Genomic DNA, 26,144 nt, shown 5'->3' on the forward strand with positions numbered 1-26,144 from the left:
AACATTCAACGCCATCTCCGAGAGCCGCCAAGAAAACGAGAATACCAAGCGTTAATTTGGTAAGTTAGCGCCAATGACCTGTCCCCCTCACCCGGATTGCATCTCACGATGCAATCCGACCTCTCCCCGCAAGCGGGGCGAGGTTAAGGAGTAGCCCAGCCGTAGATCGAGCACGCTTCGCACTGCTTCGCCGCCCGCTCGCCTACCGCGACCCACCCTCCCGCATCTTGATCCGCGCATCGGCGCGACGCAGGCGGCGGCACAGCTCGCGATTGATGTTCTGCAGCACGATCACGTAGGCGTGGATGTCAGCCTTGTAGAAGGCATACAGCTTTTGCGCCGTCAGCTCGTACAGCACGGTCGGCGCTTCCGCGACCACGGTGGCCGATCTGTTCTGCATGTCGAGCAGGGTCATCTCGCCGAAGAAATCCCCGGGCTCGAGACGCGACATATGGATCGCGGCACCCGTCTCCAGGCGCTCACTGACCTCCAGCGTACCGCTATGCACGACGAACATCGAGCGACCCGCCTCGCCTTCGGCGACGACCACGGCGCCCTTGTCGAAGCGCCGCTCGACCAGCATCGAGACCAGCAGATCGAGGCTCGCATCAAGCAGGCCGCCGAAGAACGGCGTCGCGAGCAGAAATGCTTTCAGGTCGGGCGAGCTGACAGCCATGGCGGCAGTATACGCCCACTCCCGTCCGCCACAAGCAGACCGGGGATGGCCGGCCGTGCCGGCTCCTCGGCCGCGACATCACTTCTGGCACTTCGGGCACCAGAAGGTCGAGCGGCCGTTCTGCACGAAGCGCTTCACCACGCCGCTGCAGCCGTCCGTCCGGCATGGCTCACCCTCGCGGTCATAGACCTGGAACGAATGCTGGAAATAGCCGAGTTCGCCTGATGTCTGGCGGTGATCGCGCAGCGACGAGCCGCCGGCGCGGATCGCCTCGTTGAGTACGGCGTGGATCGCCTCCACCAGACGCGTGGCGTGATCCGTGGGCTCGCCCTTCTTCGTTGCCAGCGTCGCCGCCAGACGCCGCGGCGACAGATGGGCGCGAAACAGCGCCTCGCAGACATAGATGTTGCCGAGCCCGGCGACCACGCGCTGGTCGAGCAGCGCGGCCTTCAGGCTGGTCTTCTTGCCGGCACAGGCGCGCGCCAGCATCGCGGCATCGAATTCATTGCCGAGCGGCTCCGGCCCGAGGCCCTTCAGATGCGGCTCGGTCTCGATGTCGCCGCGGCCGATGATCTTCATGAAGCCGAAGCGGCGCGGATCGTTGAAGACGATGTCGGCGCCCGACGACATGTGAAACACGACATGGTCGTGCACGCTGTCCTTGCCGCGCGGATAGTGAAACTCGCCCGGCGTCTCCTCGTGCTCCGGCTTGATCACCCGGAACGAGCCGGACATGCCGAGATGCATCAAGAGCACGTCGCCGGAGCCGAGGTCGGCCAGCAGATATTTGGCGCGCCGACCGAGCCCCCTGACGGTCTGGCCCTGCAGGCGCTTGGCAAAATCGGGCTGAAACGGAAACCTGAGATCGCCGCGCCGGGCCTCGGCCTTGACGATGACGGCGCCTTCCATGACCGGCTGCAACCCGCGCCGGACGGTCTCGACTTCGGGCAGCTCAGGCATCCCTGCTCATTTCACCTTTTGCATCCGCGACCATTCACCTTGTCCGGCTGACGTGATAGCGCCTTGGCCGCATCAGCGCTATGGTGCCGTATCGGAGTAAGGGTGATGGATCAGCCGGACCAAACCACTCATTTCGGCTTCAGGGACGTGCCTCTGGGCGAGAAGCAGACGCTGGTGAACGAAGTGTTTCACAGCGTGGCACAGCGCTACGACCTGATGAACGACCTGATGTCGGGCGGACTGCACCGCGTCTGGAAGGACATCATGATCAACATGCTGAACCCGCCGAAGAGCGATGCGCCGTTTGCGCTGCTCGATGTGGCCGGCGGCACCGGTGACATCTCCTTCCGCGCCGCCAGGAAGGCCGGCGCCGGCTTCCATGCGACCGTGTGCGACATCAACGGCGACATGCTCGAGGTCGGGCGCCAGCGCGCGCTGAAGCAATATCTCGACGACAAGGTCTCGTTCGTCGAGGGCAATGCCGAGAAGCTCGCCTTCCCCGACCGCTCCTTCGACGCCTATACGATCGCCTTCGGCATCCGCAACGTGCCGCAGATCGAGCTGGCGCTGGCCGAGGCATTCCGCGTGCTCAAGCATGGCGGCCGCTTCCTGTGCCTGGAGTTCTCCACCGTCGAGATGCCAGGGCTAGACAAGCTCTATGACCTGTTCTCCTTCAACGTGATCCCGCAGCTCGGCCGCGCCGTTACCGGCGATGCCGAGTCCTACCGCTACCTCGTCGAATCCATCCGCCAGTTTCCGCGGCCCAACGCCTTCGCCGAGATGATCTCGGCGGCCGGCTTCTCCCGCGTGTCCTGGCAGACTCTCTCCGGCGGCATCGTCGCGCTTCATTCCGGCTGGCGTTTGTGATCTCCGCACTCACCCACATTACGCGGCTCGCCCGGGCCGCCCTGGTGTTCGCGCGCGAGGGCGTGTTCGGCGCCGTCGATCCGAGCCTGGCGCCGCCGCCGGGCCAGCTCGCGCTGAAGCTGGCGCGGCTCATCGAGCGCCCCGGCGCCAAGTCCGGGCCAAGATTGTCGCGCGCGCTGGAGCGGATGGGCCCGGCCTATCTCAAGCTCGGCCAGTTCCTGGCGACCCGGCCCGACGTCGTCGGCGTCATCATGGCGCGGGATCTCGAATCGCTGCAGGACCGGCTGCCGCCGTTCCCGCAGGCCGAGGCCGAGGCCGTCATCGCCACCGCGCTCGAACGCCCGATCAGCCAGCTGTTCACGCATCTCGGTCCACCGGTCGCCGCCGCCTCGATCGCGCAGGTGCATCGCGGCGAGGTCGAGCGCGACGGCATTCGTCGTCCGGTCGCGGTGAAGGTGCTTCGACCGAACGTCGCTGCGCGCTTCCGCCGCGACCTCTCCGATTTCTTCTTCGTCGCCGAAAAGGCCGAGGCGCATTCGTCGGAGGCGCGGCGGCTGCGGCTGGTCGAGGTCATCAACACGATGTCGCGCTCGGTCGCGATGGAGATGGACCTTCGCCTGGAGGCCGCTGCGCTCTCCGAAATGGCGGAGAACATCAAGGACGATCCGGATTTCCGCGTGCCCGCGGTCGACTGGGACCGGACCGCCAACACCGTGCTGACGATGGAGTGGATCGACGGCATCGCGCTGAACGATCACGCCCGGCTCGCGGAGGCGAATGTCGATCTGCCCGACGTCGGCCGCAAGGTGATCCAGAGCTTTCTCCGCCACGCCCTGCGCGACGGCTTCTTCCATGCCGACATGCATCCGGGCAACCTGTTCCTGGACCAGCAGGGACGGCTGGTTGCGGTCGATTTCGGCATCATGGGCCGGCTCGGGATGAAGGAGCGGCGCTTCCTCGCCGAAATCCTGCTCGGCTTCATCACCCGCGACTATCGCCGCGTCGCCGAAGTGCATTTCGAGGCCGGCTACGTGCCGCCGCATCATTCGGTGGAGAATTTCGCACAGGCCATCCGCGCCATCGGCGAGCCGATCCATAACCGCACGGCCGAAGAAATCTCGATGGCCAAGCTCTTGACCCTGCTGCTCGAGGTCACCGGCCTGTTCGACATGCGCACCCGGCCGGAGCTGATCCTGCTGCAGAAGACCATGGTGGTGGTCGAGGGCGTCGCGCGCGGCTTCGATCCCAAGCTCGACATCTGGAAGGTCGCCGACCCCGTGGTGCGAGAATGGATCGAGCGCAATCTCGGGCCGATCGGCCGGATCGAGGGCGCCGTCACCGGAATCGGCGAACTGGCCCGGCTGACCGCGACCCTGCCGGTGCTCGCCGCCCGCGCCGCCGCCGTGCTCGAGCACATGGAGACCATGACCCGCGACGGCCTCCGCCTGTCGCCCGAGACCATCGCCGCCATGGGCCGCACCGAAGGCAAGAAGAGCCGCTGGCGCGCGATCGCGCTGTGGGTCATCGCGCTGACCTTCATCGGCATTTTGTTCGCGGTGCTCAGGCTGTAGATTCGTAGGGTGGGCAAAGGCGCAGCCGTGCTGTCTCGTCGTACGAGATGGCGGTGACGCCGTGCCCACCGTCTCACCCTGGAGCCTGCCGATCGACGGTGGGCACGCTGCCGCCTACGGCGGCCGCTTCGCCCACCCTACATTGATTGCACTGCGATCAATTTCTGCTAGCATTGCTTGCATCTGGACCCTGCTGGGGAGGCGGACATGGCCAGCCTGACCATCCGCAAGCTCGACGACTCGCTCAAAACCTATCTACGACTGCGCTCGGCGCAGAACGGGCGCTCCGTCGAGGAGGAAGTCCGGGTCATCCTGCGCGCGCTGATCGAGCCGGTCGATCCGTCCGAGCCGACGACGGCAGCGCCAGCTCCAGCCGCTCTGCCTGAGCCTGGTCTCCCTCAGCCCGGCGCCGCCCGTGAAGCGCGCGTCACCCTGATCATCGGCGGCGGCATCGCGGCATACAAGTCGCTCGACTTGATCCGCCGTCTGAAGGAACGCCACATCCGCGTCCGCTGCGTGCTGACCAAGGCGGCGACGCAGTTCGTCACCGAGTTGGCCGCGTCAGCGCTGTCGGGCGACCGCGTGTTCACCGATCTGTTCGACGCGCGCAGCGAGTTCGACGTCGGCCACATCCGCCTCGCGCGCGACTGCGACCTGATCGTGGTCGCGCCGGCCACCGCCGACCTGATGTCGAAGATGGCGCACGGCGCCGCCGGCGACCTCGCCAGCGCCATCCTGCTCGCGGCGAGCCGGCCGATCCTGCTGGCGCCGGCGATGAACCCGATGATGTGGAGCAACCCGGCCACGCGCCGCAACGCCGCCACCCTGCAGCGCGACGGCGTCCGGATGATCGGCCCCAACGCCGGCGAGATGGCCGAGAAGGGCGAGGCCGGCGTCGGCCGCATGGCCGAGGCCATCGAGATCGCGGACGCCGTCGTCGCCATGCTCAAGCCGCCGACGCCGCGTCCGCTCGCCGGCCGCCGCGTGCTGATCACGGCCGGACCGACGCACGAGCCGATCGATCCGGTGCGCTACATCGCCAACCGCTCCTCCGGCAAGCAGGGCTTTGCGATCGCCGCCGCCGCGCAGGCCGCCGGCGCCGACGTCCGGCTGATCGCGGGGCCGGTCGAGCTCGCCGATCCCAAGGGCGTCAACGTCACGCATGTCGAGTCGGCACGGCAGATGCTGGAAGCGGTCGAGGCCGAGCTGCCGGCCGACGTCGCGATCTTCGCCGCGGCGGTGGCCGACTGGCGCGTCGCCAATGAGGGCGGCCAGAAGCTGAAGAAGACGGACAAGGCGATTCCGCCGCTCGCGCTGGTTGAGAATCCCGACATCCTCGCAACGATCTCGAAGCTCAAAGACAAGCGGCCAGGTCTCGTGATCGGCTTCGCCGCCGAGACCGAGCACCTGATCGACAACGCGAAGGCCAAGTTCGCCCGCAAGGGCTGCGACTGGATCGTCGCCAACGACGTCTCGCCTGCGACCGGCGTGATGGGCGGCGACCGCAACACCGTGCATCTCTTGACGAAGGACGCCGATGGCGTCCATGTCGCGTCCTGGCCGATCATGACCAAGGACGAGGTCGCGACGGCGCTCGTTGCCGAGATTGCCAGAACCATGGGACCCGTTGCGTGACACAGACGATCGCGATCGACGTGCAGATCCTGCCGCATGGCGAAGGCCTGCCGCTGCTGGCCTATCAGACCGCACATGCCGCGGGGCTCGATCTGCTCGCCGCGGTTCCGGCCGATGCACCGCTCGTCCTTGCGTCAGGCGGCCACGCGATGGTGCCGACGGGATTGTCGATCGCGCTGCCCGACGGCTACGAGGCCCAGGTGCGACCGCGTTCGGGGCTCGCTGCACGCCACGGCGTCACGGTGCTGAACGCACCGGGCACGGTGGACGCGGACTACCGCGGCGAGATCTGCGTGCTGCTGATCAACCACGGCAAGGAACCGTTTACGATCCGTCGCGGCGAGCGCATCGCGCAGATGGTGATCGCCGCCGTGGTGCGCGCCGAGCTCAGCCTCGCGACAAGCTTGACGACGACCGCGCGCGGCAGCGGCGGCTTCGGCTCGACGGGCCGTTGAACTACGGGCTTGCCACTGTTCCGACTCGAAAGAGTCGATCGGCGGACGCATTTTCCTCAGGCGCAACCACCGTTCACGGTCTGGACTCTTACCGCTGGAGTCCCGAAGCGGTTATGGTTGATTGATTCGTGAGACGGCGCGGTCGACGCGATCGGCGCCGCGCGGAACTTCGTGCGGTTTGGGGCAAATATGTCGGGCGTGATCGTGGTGATGCGTCAGACGCTGCTGTCGTGCACGTCACTTGCGCGCAAAGGCCTGATGGGTCTCGCTGCGACTGCGCTTGCGCCGGCGACACCGGGCTTCGCAGGCGATGGCGTGCCGCCGGATGCGATCACGACGCTGTTCGAGCTGAGCCGTCCTGATATCGCCGAGGTCACGGCGATGCTGGCGCTGCTCGGCTTCTCCGTGGTCGCTGCGGTCGCGCTGGTGCGCACGCGTCTGGCGGCCGCGCGCAAGGAAGCGCGGCTGCGTGCCAATGTCGCCGAGCTGCAACTGCAGGCCGATCGCTACCGTGCGCTGCTGTTCGCCGAGCCGCAGATCCTGATCGCCTGGCCGGCCGGCGGCCATCGCCCGCAGATCTCCGGCGACACCTCGATGCTGGTGCCGCAGGATCAGCCGCAGCGCATTCTCGCCTTTGGAACCTGGCTGCCGCCGGAGCCTGCGCTGCAGCTCGACCGCGCCGTCGACGCGCTGCGCGAAGCGGGCGAAGGCTTCATGCTCAATCTCACCACCTCGCACGGCCATGCGATCGAGGCGATGGGCCGCGCCATCGGCGGGCAGGCCATCGTGCGCATCCGCGAATTGTCCGGCCTGCGCCGCGAGCTCGCCGAGACGCAGCTCCGCTTCAAGGCGCTCGGCGAGGAGACGGAGTCGCTGCGCGCGCTGGCATCGGCGCTGCCGTGGCCGATCTGGGCGCGGCAGGCCAATGGCGCCCTCGCTTACGTCAACCCGGCCTATGCCCGCGCCGCGGACGCCCGCGACGTGCCGGACGCGATCGGCCGCAACATCGAGCTGCTCGACTCGGCCGACCGTATCGACCTGCAGCGTGCGCTCGGCGCCAACGGCCGTTTCGAGGGCCGGCTGCCGATCGTGACCGGCGGCGAGCGCCGCATGTATGACGTGCGCGCCTTCATGCTGGGCCACGGCAGCGCCGGTGTCGCCATCGACGCCAGCGAGGCGGCGGCGCTGGATGCGGCCGTGGTGCGGATGCGGGAAGCACACCGGCGCACGCTCGACCAGTTGTCCTCAGGCGTGGCCGTGTTCGACGGCCAGCGCCGGCTCGCCTTCTACAACGACTCCTATCGCCGGCTGTGGGGTCTCGATCCCGCCTTCCTGGACAGTCAGCCCGATGACTCGTCGGTGCTCGACCGTCTTCGCGCCGCGCGCAAGTTGCCCGAGCAGGCCGACTTCCGGGCCTGGAAGGCCAAGCTTCACGAGGCCTATCGCGCCGTCGAGGCCGCCAAGGACACCTGGTTCCTGCCCGACGGCCGCGCATTATCGGTCGTCACCACGCCGAACCCGGAAGGCGGCGTCACCTATCTGTTCGACGACGTCACCGAGAGCTTCGCGCTTGCCCGCCGCTTCGACGGCCTGATCCGGGTCCAGCGCGAGACGCTCGACAGCCTTGCCGAAGGCGTCGCGGTGTTCGGCTCGAACGGCCGGGTCGAGCTGTTCAATCCGGCCTTCGCCAAGATGTGGCGGCTGTCGCCGGATCAGTTGCGCGAGCATCCGCATATCGACACCGTGGAATCCTGGTGCCATCAGCTCTATGACGACGCGGTCGCCTGGCGCACCATCCGCGAGGCGATCACCTCGATCGAGAACCGGCTCGACGCGGCGCTGAAGCTCGAGCGCAAGGACGGCAGCGTGCTCGACTGCATGAGCCGCCCCCTGCCCGACGGCGCGACCATGCTCACCTTCCAGGACATCACCGACACCGAGAATGTCGAGCGGGCGCTGCGCGAGAGCAACGAGGCGCTCGAAGCCGCCGGCCAGATGAAGATCGACTTCGTCCACCACGTGTCCTACGAGCTGCGCGCGCCGCTGACGACGATCATCGGCTTCGCGCATTTCCTGTCGGATCCATCCACGGGACCGCTGACGCCGAAGCAGGCCGAGTATCTCGACTACGTCACCAAATCCACCAACGCGCTGCTCGCGCTCACCAACAACATTCTCGACCTCGCCACCATCGATGCCGGCGCCATGAAGCTCGAGCTCGGGCCGGTCGACGCCGCCAAGGCGATCGAGGCCGCGGCCGAGGGCGTGCAGGACCGCCTCGCCACCGATCGCATCCGCCTGACGATCGCGGTCGACCCCGATGTCGGCTCCTTCGTCGGCGACGAGCGCCGCGTCGTGCAGGTGCTCTACAATCTGCTCGCCAACGCCGTTGGCTTCTCGCCGCCGGATTCGAGCGTCGTCGTCAGCGCCCGCCGCACCGATCACAGCGTCACCTTCGCGGTCACCGATTCCGGCCCCGGCATTCCGCCCGAGGTGAAGGACAAGGTGTTCGAATGGTTCGAGAGCCATTCGCAGGGCTCGCGCCATCGCGGCGCCGGCCTCGGCCTGTCGCTGGTGCGCTCCTTCGTCGAGCTGCATGGCGGCAGGGTGCGGATGGATTCGGTGGTCGGCAAGGGCACCACGGTCACCTGTGACTTCCCGACCGACCACGTCGCGCAACGCAACGCCGCGGAATGACGGACCAGCTGACATTCACCACCGCGCTCGCGGACGAAGCCGCCACCGCCGCTCTCATGGCCGACCTCGCGCTGCTGATCGGCCCGGGCGCGCTGATCACGCTCACCGGCGATCTCGGCTCCGGCAAAACCGCGGCGGCGCGGGCGATGATCCGCTACCTCGCCGGCGACGACGAGCTGGAGGTGCCCAGTCCGACCTTCACCCTGGCGCAGAGCTACGACCTGCCGAGCTTCCCGCTGGTGCATGCCGATCTCTATCGCATCAGCGATGCATCGGAGCTCGAGGAGATCGGCCTGTCGCCGCTGCCGGAGGCGACCGTCGTGCTGATCGAATGGCCGGAGCGCGCCGGCAGCGCTCTGCCACTGGACCGCATCGACATCGCGCTGCGCCACGATCCATCGCGGGGCGACACCGCCCGCAGCGCCGAGGTCACCGGCAGCGGCAAGGCGGCCGCGGTGGTTGCACGGCTGAAAGCCTTGCGCGAATTCCTCGCCGAGGCCGGGCACGCCAAATCGCGCCGCGAGCGCATGGCCGGCGATGCCTCGACCCGCTCCTATGCGCGGCTCCACAAGGGCGAGCGCGTCTTCATCCTGATGAACTCGCCGAAACGGCCCGACGGCCCGGCAACCTACAACGGCAAACCCTATAGCGGCGCCGTGCATCTCGCCGAGGACGTCCGCCCCTTCGTCGCGATCGCCGCCGCCTTGCGCGGGCGCGGCATCTCGGCGCCGAAGATCAACGACGCCGATCTCGGCCAAGGCTTTCTCATCACCGAGGATCTCGGACGCGAGGGCGTGATCGAGGGCGACCCGCCACGACCGATCGTGGAGCGCTACGAGGCCGCGACCGATCTGTTGGCCGCGCTGCACGCGCAGGACGTCCCCGCGGTGCTGCCGCTGGCGCCGCAGGTGACCTACGAGGTTCCGACCTTCGACGCCGAAGCCATGCTGATCGAGATCGGCCTGATGCTCGAATGGTACCTGCCCGACCGTGGCGTGGAGCTGTCGCAGGTGCTGCGGGCCGAATTCCTGGAAATATGGCGGGAGATGCTGGAGGCGCCGCTCGCGGCCAAGCCGACATCTAGGCCGACCTGGGTGATCCGCGACTACCACTCGCCCAACCTGCTCTGGCTGCCCGCGCGCGACGGCATCGCCCGCGTGGGCGTGATCGACTTCCAGGACGCGGTGATGGGACCGCCGGCCTACGACGTGGTCTCCCTGGCGCAGGACGCCCGGATCGACGTGTCGCCCGAGATCGAGCGGGCGCTCCGGGAGCGCTACATCGCCGCACGCCAGGCTGCGTCGACGGAGTTCGACGCCGACGAATTCGGCGCGCACTACGCGATCATGTCCGCCCAGCGCAACACCCGCCTGCTCGGCACCTTCGCCCGCCTCAACCGCCGCGACGGCAAGCCGCACTACCTCAAGCACCAGCCCCGTATCTGGGACTACCTGCACCGGTCACTGGCCCATCCCGCACTGGAGCCGCTGCGCGACTGGTACGCGGCGAACGTGCCGCCGCCGGCGGGCATAGCTTGAAGCATCCTCTCATGGCACCGACGGTCCACTCCCCTCCCCCATGCGGGCAGGGGAGCCGACCGTCGCCATGGCAAGCTCGCACCATCGCTCTCACACCGTAGCTTTACCGGTTCTTAGCCATCCCCCCTTACCTTGCGCCCGCGGCGCCGGTTGCGCGCCGCGCGTGAATGGAGGTTGCGATGGCAGAGCGGATGAAGGGCGAACGCGTCGTCTTCGAGCGCGGCATCCCGGCTTTCATGATGGGCATCGACGGCACCTGGCGCCGCAACTGCACCATCGAGGACGTCTCGGAGACCGGGGCGAAGCTGACGGTCGAGGGCTCGGTCGAAGGCCTGCACCTGAAGGAGTTCTTCCTGCTGTTGTCGTCGACCGGCTTGGCCTACCGGCGCTGCGAGTTGGCCTGGGTCAATGGCGACCAGATCGGCGTCACCTTCCTGAAGCAGGGCAAGAAGAAGACCAACAAGCGCGCCACGGCCGAAGCCTGACCGAGCCACGACAGCCTGCGGCATCTTGCATCACGACGGCCGGGCAGCCGTCGCATATTCGTCATCGGCCCAGGCTATCGCAACCGGCCGAGACGATAGATGTTCTTGCGTGGTATGATTCGCACCACCGTTGATCGAGATGCCCTGAAGATGCCCGTCAAACCGCACAAAGCCATGGTCCTCGCCGCCGGTCTCGGATTGCGCATGCGCCCACTGACCGAGACGATGCCCAAACCGCTGGTGCGCGTCGCCGGCCGCCCGCTGCTCGACCATGTGCTCGACCGCCTCGCCGAAGCCGGCGTCACCGAAGCCATCGTCAACGTCCACTATCTCGCCGACCAGATCATCGAGCACACGGCCGCGCGCAGCACGCCCCGCGTGATCATCTCCGACGAGCGCGACCAGGTGCTCGGCACCGGCGGCGGCGTCGTCAAGGCGCTGCCGCTGCTCGGCCATGAGCCGTTCTTCCACGTCAACTCCGACACGATGTGGATCGAGGGCGTGCGCCAGAACCTGTCCCGGCTCGCCGACGCGTTCGATCCCGAACGCATGGACATCATGCTGCTGATGGCGCCGACCGCGACCTCGATCGGCTACGCGGGTCAAGGCGACTACGCGATGCTCGCCGACGGCACCTTGCGCAAGCGGCGGGAGCATCAGGTGGTGCCGTTCGTCTATGCGGGCGCCGCGATCATCTCGCCGGCGATCTTCGACGGCGCGCCGAAGGGCGAGTTCTCGCTGACGAAGATGTTCGACAAGGCGAACGAGCAGGACCGCCTGTTCGGCCTCCGCCTCGAAGGCGTGTGGATGCATGTGGGCACGCCGGCTGCTGTGATGGAAGCCGAAGAGGCGCTGCTGGAGAGTGCGGCGTAGACCCCCGGGGCGAAGCCATCACCTCACACTCGGTATCATCCGGAGCGCAGCGGCTTTTCTCCGTCATTGCGAGCGCAGCGACCCAATCCAGAGTCCCGTGCTCAGCCGTGGATTGCTTCGCCGCGCTGTCGGTGACGATGAAGGTGGGCGGATGGTTCCAGCAACTCAGCTGTCCCCGCCCGCGAAAGCGGGCGAGGACAGCTGAGATCGCGGCCGCAGAGGGGCTCCCCGCGTGCGGCGTCCAACATCGGAGCGGTCGCGGCGCTATCAACACCCATCCACACCCCGGATATGACCTCCGCCCGATCGCTCCCTATATAGACGGCCTGAGCAACCCGAATCGCAGGCCATGCGCGTCTTCACCGTTCCCATCTCGGCGCCGTTCCTGCGCAGCGTGATCGCGGCGCTGGTCGACGGCCGGCTGGTCGACGGCTTCGAGGCGCGCAGCGATCCGGCCCGACTCGCGACCGCCACGCTGTATCTGCCGACGCGCCGTTCGCTCCGTGTCGCGCGCGAAATGTTCCTCGACGAGCTGAAGACCGATGCCGCGGTGCTGCCGCGCCTCGTCGCGCTCGGCGACATCGATGAGGACGAGCTTGCCTTCGCCGAGGATCGCGACGCGTTCCTCGGGCCCGCGCCGCTGGAGATCCCGGAACGGCTCGACGACCTCCAGCGCCGGCTCACGCTGGCACGGCTGGTGGCGGCCTGGGCCAAGACGCCGGTGTCGGCGCCGCTGGTGATCGGCGGGCCCGCCTCGACGCTCGCGCTGGCCGGCGACCTCGCACGGCTGATCGACGACATGGTGACGCGCGGCGTGTCGTGGGACGCGCTCGACGCGCTGGTGCCGGATCAGCTCGACAAATACTGGCAGTATTCGCTCGAGTTCCTGCGGATCGCGCGGACCGCGTGGCCGGCCTATCTGCAGGAGATCGGGCGCATCGAGCCGGCGGCGCGGCGCGATCTGTTGATCGCGGCCGAGGCGGCGCGGCTGTCGGCGCATCCCGATGGGCCCGTGATTGCCGCCGGCTCCACCGGCTCGATGCCGGCGACGGCAAAATTCCTGCTCGCCGTCGCCAAGCTTCCGCATGGCGCGGTGGTGCTGCCTGGGCTCGACACCGATCTCGACGAAGCCGCGTGGAATTCGATCGGCGGTGCCAGGGACCGCGCCGGCCGCGTGTTGACGCCGCCCGCGGTCAACCATCCGCAATATGCCATGCACCTGCTGCTCAAGCGCTTCGGCCTAGAGCGGCGCGACGTGGTCCGTCTCGCGCCTACGGGCCGCGGCGGCCGGGAGGTGCTGATCTCAGAGGCGATGCGGCCGTCGGAAGCGACCGCCGTCTGGCACGAGCGGCTGCGCCAGTTCGACATCGCCGCCAACATCGCGGAAGCCATGGACAACCTCGCCGTGGTCGCCGCGCCCAATCCGGAGATGGAGGCGCTGGCGATCGCCATCGCGATGCGCGAGGCGCGCCATCTCGGCAAATCGGCCGCGCTGGTGACGCCGGACCGCGCGCTGGCGCGCCGCGTGATGGCGGCGCTGGCGCGCTGGCGCCTCACCTTCGACGACTCCGGCGGTGACGCGCTGCTGGAAACGCCCGCCGGCATCTTCGCGCGCCTCGCCGCCGAAGCCGCCGCGCGCGGGTTGGAGCCGCCGACCCTGCTGGCGCTGCTCAAGCATCCGCTGTGCCGGCTCGGCCGCGCCGCGAATGGCTGGAAGAGTGCCATCGAGACGCTGGAGCTCGCGGTGCTGCGCGGCACACGGCCGCAAGCCGGAAGCGGCGGGCTCGCGCGCGACTTCGCGCGCTTCCGCGACGAGCACACCAAGCTGCACCAGGGCGAGGCATCATCGCTGCACAAGGCCGAGCCGCGCGCGCGCCTCAGTCCCGAGCAGCTCGACCGCGCCGGCGCGCTGATCGCGCAATTGCAGACGGCGCTGGCGCCGCTGGAAAACCTCGCCTCGCCGCGCCCGCAGGATTTCGCTGAGCTCGCGGCGCGGCATCGTGAGGTGCTGATCGCGCTGTCGACCGACGATGTCGGCCTCAGCACCGCCTTCACCGATCGCGACGGCGCCGCGCTGGCGCGCTGCTTCGACGACCTGCTCGCGTCCGGCGAGCGCTGCGGCCTGATGGCGCCGCTGGCGGATTATCCGGATCTGTTCCATACCGCCTTCTCCGATCGCGCGGTGCGCCGCCCCGAGCGCCACGGTGCGCAGCTGCAGATCTACGGTCCGCTCGAAGCCCGGCTGATGCAGGCCGACCGCATGATCGTCGGCGGCCTGATCGAGGGCATCTGGCCGCCGGCGCCGCGCATCGATCCCTGGCTCAGCCGCCCGATGCGGCATCAGCTCGGCCTCGACCTGCCTGAGCGCCGCATCGGACTATCAGCACACGATTTCGCGCAATTGCTCGGCGCGCCCGAGGTGATCCTGACCCACGCCGCAAAGTCCGGCGGCGCGCCCGCCGTGGCCTCGCGCTTCCTGCATCGGCTCGAAGCCGTCGCCGGCGCCGAGCGCTGGAAGGCGGCGGAGGCGCGCGGTGACATCTACGTCCGCTATGCCGAGGTGCTCGACCAGCCCGCCGCGGTGAAACCGATCGAGCAGCCGGCGCCGAAGCCGCCGCTGGCGGCACGTCCCCTTCGGATGTCGGTCACTGCCATCGAAGACTGGCTGCGCGATCCCTACACCATCTTCGCGCGCTACATCCTGCGGCTCGATCCGCTCGATCCCGTCGACATGCCGCTGTCGGCCGCCGATCGCGGCTCGGCGATCCACGAGGCGATCGGCGAGTTCACGCAAGTTTATGCCGATGCGCTGCCGCTGCATCCGGCGCATGCGCTACGCGTGATCGGCGAGAAGCATTTTGCACCATTGATGGAGCGTCCCGAGGCGCGGGCGCTGTGGTGGCCTCGCTTCCAGCGCATCGCCGGCTGGTTCGCGGCGTGGGAGAGTGCGCGGCGCGCGCAGATCGGCGCGATCACCGCGGAGATCCGTGGCGAGATCGGCATTCCCGTAGGCCCGGGCCGCACCTTCATGCTGTCGGCGCGCGCCGACCGCATCGAGCAGCGTGCCGAGGGCACCTACGCCATTCTCGACTACAAGACCGGGCAGCCACCAACGGCCAAGCAGGTGCGCATGGGCCTGTCGCCGCAGCTCACGCTTGAAGCCGCGATCCTCCGCGAGGGCGGCTTCGACGGCATTCCGGCCGGCAGCCTGATCAGCCAGCTCGTTTATGTCCGGCTGTCCGGCAACAACCCGCCGGGCGAGGAGCGCATTCTCGAGCTGAAGATCAACAAGAGCGACCCGCCGCAGCATCCGGACCAGGCCGCGCAGGAGGCGCGCGAAAAACTCGAAGCGCTGATCCGCAGCTTCGAGGACGTCAATCAGGGCTACACCTCGCTGAACCTGTCGATGTGGGCCAACCGCTACGGCAGCTATGACGACCTCGCCCGCATCAAGGAGTGGTCGGCGGCCGGCGGCCTGGGAGTGGAGGAATGGTGAAGGCGCCCCGCCCCATTCCGCAGGCCGTGCGCGAGGCGCAGACGCGCGCGTCGAACCCGGCGGCCTCGGCGTTCGTGTCGGCCAATGCCGGCTCGGGCAAGACGCATGTGCTGGTGCAGCGCGTGATCCGGCTGCTGCTCGACGGCGTGCCGCCGGAGAAGATCCTCTGCATCACCTTCACCAAGGCCGCCGCCGCCAACATGGCCGAGCGCGTGTTCTCGACGCTCGGCCATTGGGTGACGCTCGACGACGACGCGCTGGATGACGCGATCCGATCCACCGGCATTCCCAACCCCGACAAGAAGCTGCGCGCCTCGGCGCGCAAACTATTTGCCAGCGCGCTGGAGACGCCGGGCGGGCTGAAGGTGCAGACCATCCACGCGCTGTGCACCCGGCTGCTGCAGCAGTTTCCATTCGAGGCCAACGTTCCCGCGCGGTTCTCGGTGCTCGACGAGCGCGACCAGACCGAGATGATGGAGCGCGCCAATCTCAAGGTGCTGCTCGATGCCTCCAGGGCGCCGGACAGCGCGGTCGGCCGGGCGCTGCAGGTGGCGATGGCCAATGCCGCCGACTCGACCTTCAAGGAGGTCGTGCGCGAGGCTTGCCTGAGCCGCGATCATTTCATGGCCTGGACCGATGGCGCCGGCCGCGTCGAGGTCGCCGCGCAGCATCTCGGCGAGGTGCTCGGCATCGCGCCGGATGAGACGCTGGAAGCCATCGAGCGCGACATGGTCGACGGTCCCAATCTGCCGCGTGCGGATTGGACCGATATCGCCGCCCGGCTGGATGGCGGCGCCAAGACCGACCAGAAGCAGGCGGAGCAACTTCGCGCTGCACTGGCGTTCTCTGGAGCCGATCAGGTCGACGAATATCTCCGGCTGTTTCTCACCGACGACAAGCAGCCGCGCAAATCGCTGCTGACCAAGAAGTTCGCCGAGAGCAATCCCGGCCTTGCCGGCCTGTTCGACGCCGAAGCGCGTCGGCTCGACCGCCTGATCGAGAAGCGCCGCGCCGCTGTCGTGCGCGACCGCACCGAGGCGCTGCTGCAGATCGCGACAGCGGCAGCCGCGAACTATCGCCGCGAGAAGGAGGAGCGCGGGCTGCTCGACTATGACGACCTGATCGACAAGACACTGGCGATGCTCAACCGCGTCTCCGCCGGCTGGGTCCACTACAAGCTCGACCGCGGCGTCGATCACGTGCTGATCGACGAGGCCCAGGATACGAGCCCACGGCAGTGGGACATCGTTGCCCACATCATCGAGGAGTTCACCGCCGGCGCCGGCGCGCGCGACGGGCTGACGCGCACGATCTTCGCCGTCGGCGACGAGAAGCAATCGATCTTCTCGTTCCAGGGCGCCGACCCGCATGAGTTCGATGCGCGCCGGCGGCAATTGCAGAAGCGCTTCACCGACGCCGGGCTGTTGTTCGATCCGGTGTCCTTCACCTATTCGTTCCGCTCCGGGCCGACGGTGCTGCACGCGGTCGACCACGTGTTCCGCGAGCGCGAGGTCTACAGCAGCATCCACTCGCCTGACATCGGCCATCCCATCCACAACGCGCTGACCGATGCCGGACCGAGCATGGTCGAGCTCTGGAGCCTGTGCGAGCGCGACGACCGCAAGGAGATCGAGGGCTGGCGCGCGCCGTTCGACGGCGTCTCCGTCACCAGCCCCGAGGTCAAGCTTTCCCGGCGCATCCAGGCCGAGATCAAGCGGCTCATTCGTGTGGGGACGATGACCGGCCATGACGGTGCGCGGCGGCGGCTCAGCTATGGCGATATGCTGATCCTGGTGCGCCGGCGCGGCAACGCATTCGATGCCGTGATCCAGGCGCTGAAGCACGCCGGCATCCCCGTCGCCGGCGCCGACCGGCTGAAGCTGACCGAGCACATCGCGATCATCGACCTGATGAACCTCGCCGACGCGCTGCTGCTGCCGCAGGACGACCTGGCGCTGGCCACCGCGCTGAAGAGCCCGCTGTTCGGCCTCGACGACGAGGATCTGTTCAAGCTGGCGTGGCAGCGTCGCGGCTCGCTACGCGACGCACTCACAGCCCACGCCGCTGACGACGAACGGCTGCAGGCGGTCGTCCGACGCCTGCAGCAATGCGAGCGCCGTGCGTCTGAGGACACGCCGTTCGCGTTCTATGCCTGGCTGCTCGGCGGCGATGGTGGCCGGCGGCGTGTCCTGGCGCGGCTCGGCCACGAGGCCAATGACGCGCTCGACGAATTCCTGGAGCTCGCGTTGTCGTATGAGCGCAAGGCGCCGGCCTCCCTCCAAGGCTTTATCGCCTGGCTGCGCGCCGCCGACACCGAGGTGAAGCGCGACATGGAGATCTCGCGCGACGAGGTGCGCGTCATGACCGTTCACGGCGCCAAGGGTCTCGAAGCCTCCGTCGTGTTCCTGGTCGATACGACCTCCTCGCCCGCGGATTCGCAGCGGCTGCGGCTGATCCACGTGCCGCATGGCGAGCAGGAGATCGTGGTCTGGGCCGGCCGCAAGGCCGACGATCCGCAAGCCGTGGCGGCTTCGCGCACGGCGATGCTCAAGGAAACCGAGGACGAATATCGGCGGCTTCTCTATGTCGCGATGACGCGCGCCGCGGATCGGCTGGTCATCGGCGGCTGCATGCCGGGCAACATGAACAACGTGCGCGGCGGCAGCTGGTACGACCTGATGGCGCGCGGCCTTGACGCGGCGGGCCTGCAGGTCGAGGTGATCGAAACCGAGGACGGGCCGGTCAAGCGCTACGCGCGGGCCGAGGACATCGCGGAAACCGCAGCTGACGAAACGCAGCGCATGGTCGAGACGGCCGTCGAGCTGCCGGCGTGGCTACGCACGGCGGCGGCGGAGGCGCCCGGCGAGGTCGCCGTGCTCCGGCCGTCCGATCCGTCCGCCGACGAGCGGCCGGTGCGCACGGGCGAATCGCTGGCGGCGCGCAGCCTCGCGATGCAGCGCGGCACGCTGGTGCATCGCCTGCTGCAGTCGCTGCCCGACGTGCCGCCGGAGCGGCGGCGCGATGCCGCGCTGCGATATCTGATTCGCAACGCCGCCGACTGGCCGGAGGACGAGCGCGCGGGACTCGCGGAACGCGTGCTCGCCGTGGTCGAAGACCCGCGCTTTGCCGCGGTGTTCGCGGCCGGGAGCCGGGCGGAAGTCTCGATCGTGGGCCGCCTCGCACTGGCCGGCCAGCCTCCGGCGCTGGTCTCCGGCCAGATCGACCGACTGGTGGTGACCGAGGCCGAGGTGCTGATCGTCGACTTCAAGACCAACCAGCAGCCGCCCTCGGGACTCGCCGACGTGCCCCCGGCCTATGTCCGGCAGCTCGCGCTGTACCGCGCCGTGCTCGGCCAGTTGTACCCCGGACGAAACGTCCGCGCCGCGCTGCTCTGGACCGAAGCCGCTGAATTCATGGAGCTTCCGGCCTCCGCGCTGGACGCCATGCTGCCATCCCAGCACGTCTGAGTGAGCCCGCTTGACCCGGCATCACGCCATTCCTACTTTGACACCCACGCTGAGGCGGTGCGTCCGCGCCGCTCCCTCCAACCGAACGAGGTAATCCCATGGCCGTTGGCAAGGTTTCCGACGCCGATTTCGAAAGCGAAGTGCTCAAGGCCGACGGCCCGGTCGTGGTCGACTTCTGGGCCGAGTGGTGCGGCCCGTGCCGCATGATTGCGCCCGCCCTGGACGAGATCTCGAGCGCGATGGGCGACAAGGTCAAGATCGTCAAGCTCAACGTCGACGAGAGCCCGAAGACGGCCTCGAAGTACGGCGTGATGTCGATCCCCACCCTGATGGTGTTCAAGGGCGGCGAGATGGCCTCGCGCCAGGTCGGCGCTGCGCCGAAGGCGAAGCTGCAGCAGTGGATCTCGTCGGCGGTCTGACGCTTCACGATCCAGGATTTTTGTCGAACGGCCGGCGGAATCGCCGGCCGTTCGCGTTGAGGGGGTATGTTTCAGCGTTTTCGGATGTCGCCATGCCCGCCCGCGCCCATCGCTCGCCCTCCCGCAAATCCGGTTTGCTGGCCATGGAGGCGCGCTCGGTGGATTCAATCCCGCGCGGCGAGGACTGGCAATACGAGCCGAAATGGGACGGCTTCCGCTGCCTGCTCGCGCGCGAGGGCGCTCAGGTGACGATGCAGTCCAAGGCCGGCGAAGATCTCGCCCGCTACTTCCCCGAGGTGGTCGCTGCGGCACGCCAACTGAAGGCAACCAGCTTCATCCTCGACGGAGAGCTGGTGGTGCCGCAGGTGAAGTCGTTCTCGTTCGATGCGTTGCTGCAGCGGATTCATCCCGCCGCCAGCCGGGTGAAGAAGCTGTCGGTGGAGACGCCGGCGCTGTTCCTCGCCTTCGATCTGCTGGCGAGTGGCAAGAAGGAGCTCGTGACGCACACGCTGCACGAGCGGCGGCCGGCGCTGGAGGCGTTTGCGGAAGCGAACTTCGCCGGGCACCCGACGTTTCGGCTGTCGCCGGCGACGACGCGCTTTGCGACCGCGCAAGACTGGCTGGCGCAATCCGGCGGCGGCTCGGATGGCGTGATCGCCAAGCGCATCGACCTGCCCTACCAGGCAGGCAACCGCGACGGCATGCAGAAGATCAAGCGCTATCGCTCGGCCGATTGCGTGATCGGCGGCTTCCGCTACGCCACCAACAAGGGCGCCCAGGGGCGCAAGCTGGTCGGCTCGCTGCTGCTCGGGCTCTACGATGATGACGGCCTGCTGCATCACGTCGGCTTCACCTCCGCGCTCAAGAAGGACGAGAAGCCCGCGCTGACCGACAAGCTCGAGCCGCTGATCTCGCCACCCGGCTTCACCGGCAATGCGCCGGGCGGGCCGAGCCGCTGGTCGACCGAGCGCTCCGCGGAGTGGTGTCCGCTGAAACCGAAGCTGGTGATCGAGGTCTGCTACGACCATTTCTCCGGCGAGCGCTTTCGCCACGGCACCTCGATCCTGCGCTGGCGGCCCGACAAATCGCCGAGGCAATGCACGTTCGAGCAGCTCGAGCAGAAGGTCGCCGATCCCTGGAAACTGCTCGCGTGAGCTCAGCGGATCCAGCCGGTCGCAAGCGCCGATGCAAATTCCTCGTCGCCATTGGCGCGCGCGAGCGCAGCCATGGATCGGTGATCATAGGGCACGTGGCGGAAGCTCACGCTCCAGCCGGACGACGTCAGCTCAAGGATCGCGTAGCGCGCATCAGGCGTGCCGGCCTGCACGACATGCGGATGCGGGACGTTGTAGGAATAGCCGGGGCTGCCGACGCTGCCGGGATTGACGATCAGCCGACCGTCACGCAAGCGCGCTGCACGGGCCGTGTGGGTGTGGCCACACAGGATCAATGATTGCGAAATGCCGGCGGCCAGTCGCTCGATGTCGTCGAGCGGCGCGCAAGTGATCGCACCATCTGGAGCCACGCTTTCGAGCCAGTAGACGTTGTCGTCCTCGGGTGTCGCGTGACATAGAAACACTTCGTCGCGGTAGACAGCGGTCGCCGGAATCGTGCGCAGCCAGTCGAGGTGCATGGCGTCGAGCTGTGGAAAGGCCGGCCGCTCCCAGGCTCCCATCTTATCGAATGGCCGGTCGATCAGCCAGCGATCGTGATTGCCGCGCACATGGACGGCATCGAGCGGCATCAGCAAGTCCATCGTCTTGCGCGCATCGAGCGGGCCGCTCGCCATGTCGCCGAGATTGACGATGTCATCGACGCCTTGCGCGCGGATGTCGGCCAGCACGGCTTCGAGTGCGAGGTGGTTGCCGTGGACGTCCGCGATCGCGGCAAAGCGCATGCGCCATTCCTCTCAGGTCGGCGGGGTGCCGTTGAGGTCGAGCACGTGGCCCGCGAGATAGAGCGACCCCGTGATCAGGATACGCGGCGGGACCTCATAGGCAAGCCGCGCGATGCCGGCCAGTGCCGACGCGACACCATCGGCGATCTCGACGCGCATGCCGAGCGTGCGCGCGGCGGCGGCCAGATCAGCCGGCGCCATCGCCTTGCTCTCGTTCGGAATCTGCACGACGATGATGTGGCGCGTCAGGCCGGCGAAGTTGACCAGGAAGCCCGCGGCATCCTTGTTGCCCATCATGCCGACGATGACGACGAGCTGCCGCGACACGCGCTCCTCGAGATCCCCGATCGCCGCGGCGACGACGCGGCCGCCTTCGGCATTGTGGCCGCCGTCGAGCCAGATCTCCGCGCCCTGCGGCGCGATCGCGGTGAGCGCGCCGCTCGACAGCCGCTGCATGCGCGCCGGCCATTCGGCGCCGACGATGCCGTCCTCGAACGCCTTGGTGGCGAGCTTGAACTGATCGACCGCGCGCAAGGTCGCGATCGCGAGGCCCGCATTGTCGAACTGATGCCGGCCGAACAGTTTTGGCGCCGGAAGATCAAGAAGACCACGGTCGTCCTGATAGACCAGCCGGTTGCGCTCGACACTGACGTGCCAGCTCTCTCCGGCCGCAAACAACGGCGCGCGCTGTCGCCTGGCCTCGCGCTCGATCACGGCCATCGCATCGGGCTCCTGCGCCGCCGAGATCACCGGGCAGCCGCGCTTGATGATGGCGGCCTTCTCGGCCGCGATCAGCGCGCGGGTGTCACCGAGAAACTCCATGTGGTCCATGCTGATCGGCGTCAGCACGGAGGCCGCGACCTGCTCGACAACATTGGTGGAATCGAGCCGGCCACCGAGGCCGACTTCGAGCAGCACGACATCGGCTGGATGCCTTGCGAACAGCACGAAGGCCGCGACGGTCTTGACCTCGAAGAAGGTGATCGGCGCGCCGGCATTGACCCGCTCGCACTCCAAGAGCGCGGAGATCAGCTCGTCGTCCTCGACCAGGACGCCACCGCCGGCGCGGCCGAGCCGATAGCTCTCGTTGATGCGCACCAGCCAGGGCGAGGTGAAGACGTGGACGCGCAGCCCCGCGGCCTCGAGCATTGCGCGCAGATATGCGACCGTGGAGCCCTTGCCGTTGGTGCCGGCGACGTGGATGACCGGCGGCAGCTTGCGCTCGGGATGACCGAGCTGCGCCAGCAGCCGGTGCATGCGATCCAGCCCGAGCGAGATCCGGCTCGGATGCAGGGCAGAAAGCCGCGTGATCAGCTCGTCGAGCGACGGTCTTGGCTGGGCGGCAGAATCGTTCACGCGCTCGTTGCGACCGCCGGCGCTTCCGCGGCTTCGGCGGGCTTGGCCGGCGGCGGCAGCTGCGGCGCGGGCTTGGCGTGTTCGATGGCCGGCGCCTTGGTCAGCAACCGGCACAGCCGCGCCAGCGTCGGCCGCAGGTCATGACGGTGCACGACCATGTCGACCATGCCGTGGTCGAGCAGGTATTCAGCGCGCTGGAAACCTTCGGGCAGCTTCTCGCGAATGGTCTGCTCGATCACCCGGGCGCCGGCGAACCCGATCAGCGCACCGGGCTCGGCAATGTGGACGTCGCCCAGCATCGCGTAGGACGCGGTGACGCCGCCGGTGGTCGGATTGGTCTGCACGACGATGTAGGGCAGCTTGGCCTCGCGCAGCATCTGGACCGCGACCGTGGTGCGCGGCATCTGCATCAGGGACAGGATGCCTTCCTGCATGCGCGCGCCGCCGGAGGCCGCGAACACGATGAACGGCGACTTCTTCTCGACCGCGAGCTCCAGGCCACGCACGATCGCCTCACCGGCGGCCATGCCGAGCGAACCGCCCATGAAATCGAAATCCTGCACGGCGATGACGACGCCCATGCCTTCGAGCTTGCCGAAGCCGACCTTCACCGCATCGTTCATGCCGGTGCGCGCCCGCGCATCCTTGATGCGGTCGGCATAGCGGCGCTCGTCGCGGAATTTCAGCGGGTCGGGCGTGACCTCGGGCAGCGCGACGTCGAACCAGGTCTCGTTGTCGAACATCGACTTCAACCGCGCCACCGCGCCCATGCGCATATGATAGTTGGAGCCGGGAATGACGAACTGGTTGGCCTCGACGTCCTTGTAGAACACGAGCTGTCCGGAATCCGGGCACTTGATCCAGAGGTTCTCCGGCGTCTCGCGGCGCAGGATGTTGCGGATCTTCGGCCGGACCACATTGGTAAGCCAGTTCATGTGTCGCTCCGTGTTGCGGTCGCCCGGATATATGGCGGGACGGCGGGGTCACGGCAAGACGGCCGCGACATCCGCTCGGATAGTGGTTGACGGCCTATTCCGCGGCCTGTTGCGCGCCGCGCACGCCCTGGGCGAGAGCGGCGGCCAGATCGGCGACCGCACTGACGGTCTTGGCGGTCGCGCGGTCCTCAGCATCGAGGCTGGCGCGGAGTGCGTCGACCAGGGCGGTGCCGACCACGGCGCCATCGGCATGGGCTGCGATGGCGCGGGCCGTCTCCGGTGTCCGGATGCCGAAGCCGACGCAGACGGGCAGCGCCGTATGGCGCTTGATGCGCGCCACGGCGGCGCCCACAGCCGACGAATCCGCGGCCGCCGCGCCGGTGATGCCGGTGATCGAGACGTAGTAGACGAAGCCGGAGGTGTTCGCGAGCACCGCCGGCAGCCGCTTGTCATCGGTGGTCGGCGTCGCCAGCCGGATGAAGTTGAGCCCGGCCTTCAGCGCGGGGATGCAGAGCTCGGTGTCCTCTTCCGGCGGCAGGTCGACGATGATCAGGCCGTCGACGCCGGCGGTCTTGGCATCGTCGAGAAACCTGTCGACGCCGTAGATGTAGATCGGGTTGTAGTAGCCCATCAGCACGATCGGCGTGTCGACATCGCCGTCGCGGAAGCTGCGCACCAGTTGCAGCGTCTTCCTCAGGGTCATGCCGGCCTTCAGCGCGCGCAGGCCCGCCGCCTGGATCGACGGACCGTCGGCCATCGGATCGGTGAACGGCATGCCGATCTCGATGATGTCGGCGCCAGCCTGCGGCAGCGCCTTGACGATCGCCAGCGAGGTTTCAGGGTCAGGGTCGCCTGACATCACGAAAGTGACGAACGCCGAGCGGCCTTCCTTTTTCAATTGCGCGAAACGCGCATCCATCCGGCTGGTCACGATGCCTTCGCCCTTCCTCGCAAGATGTCGCCCACCTGCGGCACGTCCTTGTCGCCGCGGCCGGACATGTTGACCACCATCAGGTGGTCTTTCGGCTTCTTCGGCGCGAGCTCCATGACCTTGGCGATCGCATGCGCCGGCTCCAGCGCCGGGATGATGCCTTCGAGCCGCGATAGCAATTGGAACGCGGCCAGCGCCTCCTCATCGGTCGCCGACAAATAGTTCACGCGGCCGACCTCGTGCAGCCAGGAATGCTCCGGTCCGATACCGGGATAGTCGAGACCGGCCGAGATCGAATGCGCCTCCTCGATCTGTCCGTCCTCATCCATCAGCAGATAGGTGCGGTTGCCGTGCAGCACGCCGGGACGGCCACCGGCGATCGATGCCGCATGCAGCTGCGTGAGGCCGTGGCCCGCGGCCTCGACGCCGTAGATCTCGACCGAGGGATCATCGAGGAACGGATGGAACAGGCCCATCGCATTGGAGCCGCCGCCGATGCAGGCGATCAGCGAATCCGGCAGGCGGCCTTCGGCCTCCTGCATCTGCGCGCGCGTCTCGCTGCCGATCACCGACTGGAAGTCGCGCACCATCATCGGATAGGGGTGCGGGCCGGCGACGGTGCCGATGCAATAGAACGTGTTGTGGACGTTGGTGACCCAGTCACGCAGCGCCTCGTTCATCGCATCCTTCAGCGTCTTGGCGCCGGACTGCACCGGCACCACCTTGGCGCCGAGCATCTCCATGCGGATCACATTCGGCTGCTGCCGCTCGACGTCGACGGCGCCCATGTAGACCACGCAGTCCAATCCGAAGCGCGCGCACAGCGTTGCGGTGGCCACACCATGCTGGCCGGCGCCGGTCTCGGCGATGATGCGCTTCTTGCCCATCCGGCGCGCGACCATGATCTGGCCGAGCACGTTGTTGACCTTGTGCGAGCCGGTGTGATTCAGCTCCTCGCGCTTGAAGTAAATCTTGGCGCCGCCGAGATGCTCCGTCAGCCGCTCCGCGTAATACAGCGGCGAGGGCCGGCCGACGTAGTTCTTCAGGTAGCCGTTCATCTCGGCATGGAATGCCGGATCGGCCTTGGCCTCCGCATAGGCCTTTTCCAGGTCGAGGATCAGCGGCATCAGGGTTTCGGCGACGAAGCGGCCGCCGAAGATGCCGAAGTGACCGCGGTCATCAGGACCGCTGCGGTAGGAATTGGGAATGGCTGTCGTCATTGAACGCTCAACTCTTCAGCGGCCCGCGCCGCGCGAATGAAATCCCGGATCATGTCGCAATCCTTCACACCCGGCGTTCGCTCGACGCCGGATGACACGTCGACGCCGCCGGCGCGCGTGATCCGCACGGCCTCGGCGACGTTGTCGGCGCTCAGGCCGCCGGACACCATGAACGGGCGATCGAGTTTCAGGCCCTGCAGCAGACGCCAATCGAAGGTAGCCCCGAGTCCGCCGGGACGGGTCGCATCCTTCGGCGCCCGCGCGTCGAACAGGATGCGGTCGCACACATCGGCGTAGCCCGCCAGCGGCGCAAGATCGGCGTCGGTCGCGACCGGAATGGCTTTCATGATGGGCAGGCCGAAGCGCTGCTTGAGGTCGCGGATGCGCGCGATGCTTTCGCGGCCATGCAGCTGCAGGAGATCAGGCCGCAGCGTCTCGACGATATTTTCGATCATCGCGTCGTCGGCATCGACGGTCAGCGCCACCTTGAGCGCGCGCCCCCTGACGTCACGGCCCAGCTCACGCGCGGCCGTCAGGCCGACATGGCGTGGGGACGGCGGAAAGAACACGAAGCCCACCATGTCGGCGCCCGCGTCGAGCGCCGAAGCGAGGGTATCGGGCGTGGTCAGGCCGCAGATTTTGACGAGCAGGGACATCGATGAACAA

At 67.9% G+C, this 26,144-nt stretch carries 20 protein-coding genes; 12 read left to right on the forward strand and 8 right to left on the reverse strand.

Annotated features, from left to right (window positions below; genetic code table 11):
• Positions 1-202: 202 nt before the first annotated feature.
• Positions 203-676 (reverse strand): cyclic nucleotide-binding domain-containing protein, encoded by a 474-nt coding sequence (locus tag QX128_RS30335; RefSeq protein ID WP_315803949.1) that lies wholly within the window; start codon positions 674-676, stop codon positions 203-205.
• A 78-nt stretch (positions 677-754) separates the two neighbouring features.
• Positions 755-1,636 carry a bifunctional DNA-formamidopyrimidine glycosylase/DNA-(apurinic or apyrimidinic site) lyase gene (mutM, locus tag QX128_RS30340; RefSeq protein ID WP_316179012.1) on the reverse strand — a complete coding sequence of 294 codons (882 nt, stop codon included), beginning with the start codon at positions 1,634-1,636 and terminating at the stop codon, positions 755-757.
• 105 nt (positions 1,637-1,741) lie between these two features.
• On the opposite strand from mutM, the gene ubiE reads away from it, so the two are divergent.
• The 12 genes from ubiE (at position 1,742) to QX128_RS30400 (ending at position 20,293) form a co-directional block, all read left to right on the forward strand.
• A complete protein-coding gene (gene ubiE / locus QX128_RS30345) occupies positions 1,742-2,503 on the forward strand; it encodes a bifunctional demethylmenaquinone methyltransferase/2-methoxy-6-polyprenyl-1,4-benzoquinol methylase UbiE (RefSeq protein ID WP_316179011.1) in 762 nt (253 codons plus the stop codon).
• The gene (ubiB, locus tag QX128_RS30350) at positions 2,500-4,074 is read left to right on the forward strand and encodes a 2-polyprenylphenol 6-hydroxylase (RefSeq protein WP_316179009.1); all 1,575 of its coding nucleotides are present in this window, start codon (positions 2,500-2,502) and stop codon (positions 4,072-4,074) included. Before ubiE ends, ubiB begins: the two co-directional genes overlap by 4 nt.
• Before the next feature lie 207 nt (positions 4,075-4,281).
• Positions 4,282-5,709, forward strand: a complete 1,428-nt coding sequence (gene coaBC / locus QX128_RS30355; RefSeq protein WP_316179007.1) for a bifunctional phosphopantothenoylcysteine decarboxylase/phosphopantothenate--cysteine ligase CoaBC — start codon at positions 4,282-4,284, stop codon at positions 5,707-5,709.
• Positions 5,706-6,164, forward strand: a complete 459-nt coding sequence (dut, locus tag QX128_RS30360; protein WP_316239358.1) for a dUTP diphosphatase — start codon at positions 5,706-5,708, stop codon at positions 6,162-6,164. Before coaBC ends, dut begins: the two co-directional genes overlap by 4 nt.
• A gap of 189 nt (positions 6,165-6,353) precedes the next feature.
• Positions 6,354-8,861: a sensor histidine kinase gene (locus QX128_RS30365; RefSeq protein ID WP_316239359.1), complete on the forward strand. Its 2,508-nt coding sequence runs from the start codon at positions 6,354-6,356 to the stop codon at positions 8,859-8,861.
• Positions 8,858-10,399: a tRNA (adenosine(37)-N6)-threonylcarbamoyltransferase complex ATPase subunit type 1 TsaE gene (gene tsaE, locus QX128_RS30370; RefSeq protein ID WP_316239360.1), complete on the forward strand. Its 1,542-nt coding sequence runs from the start codon at positions 8,858-8,860 to the stop codon at positions 10,397-10,399. Before QX128_RS30365 ends, tsaE begins: the two co-directional genes overlap by 4 nt.
• A gap of 179 nt (positions 10,400-10,578) precedes the next feature.
• Positions 10,579-10,884 (forward strand): PilZ domain-containing protein, encoded by a 306-nt coding sequence (locus QX128_RS30375; protein WP_008963143.1) that lies wholly within the window; start codon positions 10,579-10,581, stop codon positions 10,882-10,884.
• 150 nt (positions 10,885-11,034) lie between these two features.
• Positions 11,035-11,757, forward strand: coding sequence for a nucleotidyltransferase family protein (locus tag QX128_RS30380; RefSeq protein WP_316239361.1), 723 nt, complete (start codon positions 11,035-11,037; stop codon positions 11,755-11,757).
• A 349-nt stretch (positions 11,758-12,106) separates the two neighbouring features.
• Positions 12,107-15,253: a double-strand break repair protein AddB gene (gene addB / locus QX128_RS30385; protein ID WP_316239362.1), complete on the forward strand. Its 3,147-nt coding sequence runs from the start codon at positions 12,107-12,109 to the stop codon at positions 15,251-15,253.
• Positions 15,247-18,720 (forward strand): double-strand break repair helicase AddA, encoded by a 3,474-nt coding sequence (gene addA / locus QX128_RS30390; RefSeq protein ID WP_316239363.1) that lies wholly within the window; start codon positions 15,247-15,249, stop codon positions 18,718-18,720. The genes addB and addA overlap by 7 nt, the downstream gene beginning before the upstream one ends.
• Before the next feature lie 98 nt (positions 18,721-18,818).
• Positions 18,819-19,139, forward strand: coding sequence for a thioredoxin (gene trxA / locus QX128_RS30395; RefSeq protein WP_015663255.1), 321 nt, complete (start codon positions 18,819-18,821; stop codon positions 19,137-19,139).
• 143 nt (positions 19,140-19,282) lie between these two features.
• The gene (locus QX128_RS30400) at positions 19,283-20,293 is read left to right on the forward strand and encodes an ATP-dependent DNA ligase (protein ID WP_316239403.1); all 1,011 of its coding nucleotides are present in this window, start codon (positions 19,283-19,285) and stop codon (positions 20,291-20,293) included.
• 2 nt (positions 20,294-20,295) lie between these two features.
• Here QX128_RS30400 and QX128_RS30405 read toward each other — a convergent pair whose 3' ends face one another.
• The 6 genes from QX128_RS30405 to QX128_RS30430 form a co-directional block, all read right to left on the reverse strand.
• Positions 20,296-21,036: a metallophosphoesterase family protein gene (locus QX128_RS30405; RefSeq protein ID WP_316239364.1), complete on the reverse strand. Its 741-nt coding sequence runs from the start codon at positions 21,034-21,036 to the stop codon at positions 20,296-20,298.
• A 12-nt stretch (positions 21,037-21,048) separates the two neighbouring features.
• Positions 21,049-22,392: a folylpolyglutamate synthase/dihydrofolate synthase family protein gene (locus QX128_RS30410; RefSeq protein WP_316239365.1), complete on the reverse strand. Its 1,344-nt coding sequence runs from the start codon at positions 22,390-22,392 to the stop codon at positions 21,049-21,051.
• Positions 22,389-23,327 carry an acetyl-CoA carboxylase, carboxyltransferase subunit beta gene (accD, locus tag QX128_RS30415; RefSeq protein WP_315803962.1) on the reverse strand — a complete coding sequence of 313 codons (939 nt, stop codon included), beginning with the start codon at positions 23,325-23,327 and terminating at the stop codon, positions 22,389-22,391. The genes QX128_RS30410 and accD overlap by 4 nt, the downstream gene beginning before the upstream one ends.
• Positions 23,328-23,421: 94 nt before the next feature.
• Positions 23,422-24,258, reverse strand: a complete 837-nt coding sequence (gene trpA, locus QX128_RS30420) for a tryptophan synthase subunit alpha (protein WP_316239366.1) — start codon at positions 24,256-24,258, stop codon at positions 23,422-23,424.
• Positions 24,255-25,478, reverse strand: coding sequence for a tryptophan synthase subunit beta (gene trpB / locus QX128_RS30425; RefSeq protein ID WP_316178990.1), 1,224 nt, complete (start codon positions 25,476-25,478; stop codon positions 24,255-24,257). Before trpB ends, trpA begins: the two co-directional genes overlap by 4 nt.
• The gene (locus tag QX128_RS30430; RefSeq protein WP_315803965.1) at positions 25,475-26,134 is read right to left on the reverse strand and encodes a phosphoribosylanthranilate isomerase; all 660 of its coding nucleotides are present in this window, start codon (positions 26,132-26,134) and stop codon (positions 25,475-25,477) included. Before QX128_RS30430 ends, trpB begins: the two co-directional genes overlap by 4 nt.
• Between the last annotated feature and the right edge of the window lie 10 nt (positions 26,135-26,144).

It is taken from the genome of Bradyrhizobium sp. SZCCHNR1015, from assembly GCF_032489875.1.
Lineage (GTDB): Bacteria > Pseudomonadota > Alphaproteobacteria > Rhizobiales > Xanthobacteraceae > Bradyrhizobium.

What these genes read in the sequence shown, in the direction of transcription:
- QX128_RS30335 (WP_315803949.1), bottom strand. Translation starts at nt 676, where the DNA reads ATGGCTGTCAGCTCGCCCGACCTGAAAGCATTTCTGCTCGCGACGCCG.
- mutM (WP_316179012.1), bottom strand. Translation starts at nt 1,636, where the DNA reads ATGCCTGAGCTGCCCGAAGTCGAGACCGTCCGGCGCGGGTTGCAGCCG.
- ubiE (WP_316179011.1), top strand. Translation starts at nt 1,742, where the DNA reads ATGGATCAGCCGGACCAAACCACTCATTTCGGCTTCAGGGACGTGCCT.
- coaBC (WP_316179007.1), top strand. Translation starts at nt 4,282, where the DNA reads ATGGCCAGCCTGACCATCCGCAAGCTCGACGACTCGCTCAAAACCTAT.
- QX128_RS30365 (WP_316239359.1), top strand. Translation starts at nt 6,354, where the DNA reads ATGTCGGGCGTGATCGTGGTGATGCGTCAGACGCTGCTGTCGTGCACG.
- tsaE (WP_316239360.1), top strand. Translation starts at nt 8,858, where the DNA reads ATGACGGACCAGCTGACATTCACCACCGCGCTCGCGGACGAAGCCGCC.
- QX128_RS30375 (WP_008963143.1), top strand. Translation starts at nt 10,579, where the DNA reads ATGGCAGAGCGGATGAAGGGCGAACGCGTCGTCTTCGAGCGCGGCATC.
- QX128_RS30380 (WP_316239361.1), top strand. Translation starts at nt 11,035, where the DNA reads ATGCCCGTCAAACCGCACAAAGCCATGGTCCTCGCCGCCGGTCTCGGA.
- addB (WP_316239362.1), top strand. Translation starts at nt 12,107, where the DNA reads ATGCGCGTCTTCACCGTTCCCATCTCGGCGCCGTTCCTGCGCAGCGTG.
- addA (WP_316239363.1), top strand. Translation starts at nt 15,247, where the DNA reads ATGGTGAAGGCGCCCCGCCCCATTCCGCAGGCCGTGCGCGAGGCGCAG.
- trxA (WP_015663255.1), top strand. Translation starts at nt 18,819, where the DNA reads ATGGCCGTTGGCAAGGTTTCCGACGCCGATTTCGAAAGCGAAGTGCTC.
- QX128_RS30400 (WP_316239403.1), top strand. Translation starts at nt 19,283, where the DNA reads ATGGAGGCGCGCTCGGTGGATTCAATCCCGCGCGGCGAGGACTGGCAA.
- QX128_RS30405 (WP_316239364.1), bottom strand. Translation starts at nt 21,036, where the DNA reads ATGCGCTTTGCCGCGATCGCGGACGTCCACGGCAACCACCTCGCACTC.
- accD (WP_315803962.1), bottom strand. Translation starts at nt 23,327, where the DNA reads ATGAACTGGCTTACCAATGTGGTCCGGCCGAAGATCCGCAACATCCTG.
- trpB (WP_316178990.1), bottom strand. Translation starts at nt 25,478, where the DNA reads ATGACGACAGCCATTCCCAATTCCTACCGCAGCGGTCCTGATGACCGC.
- QX128_RS30430 (WP_315803965.1), bottom strand. Translation starts at nt 26,134, where the DNA reads ATGTCCCTGCTCGTCAAAATCTGCGGCCTGACCACGCCCGATACCCTC.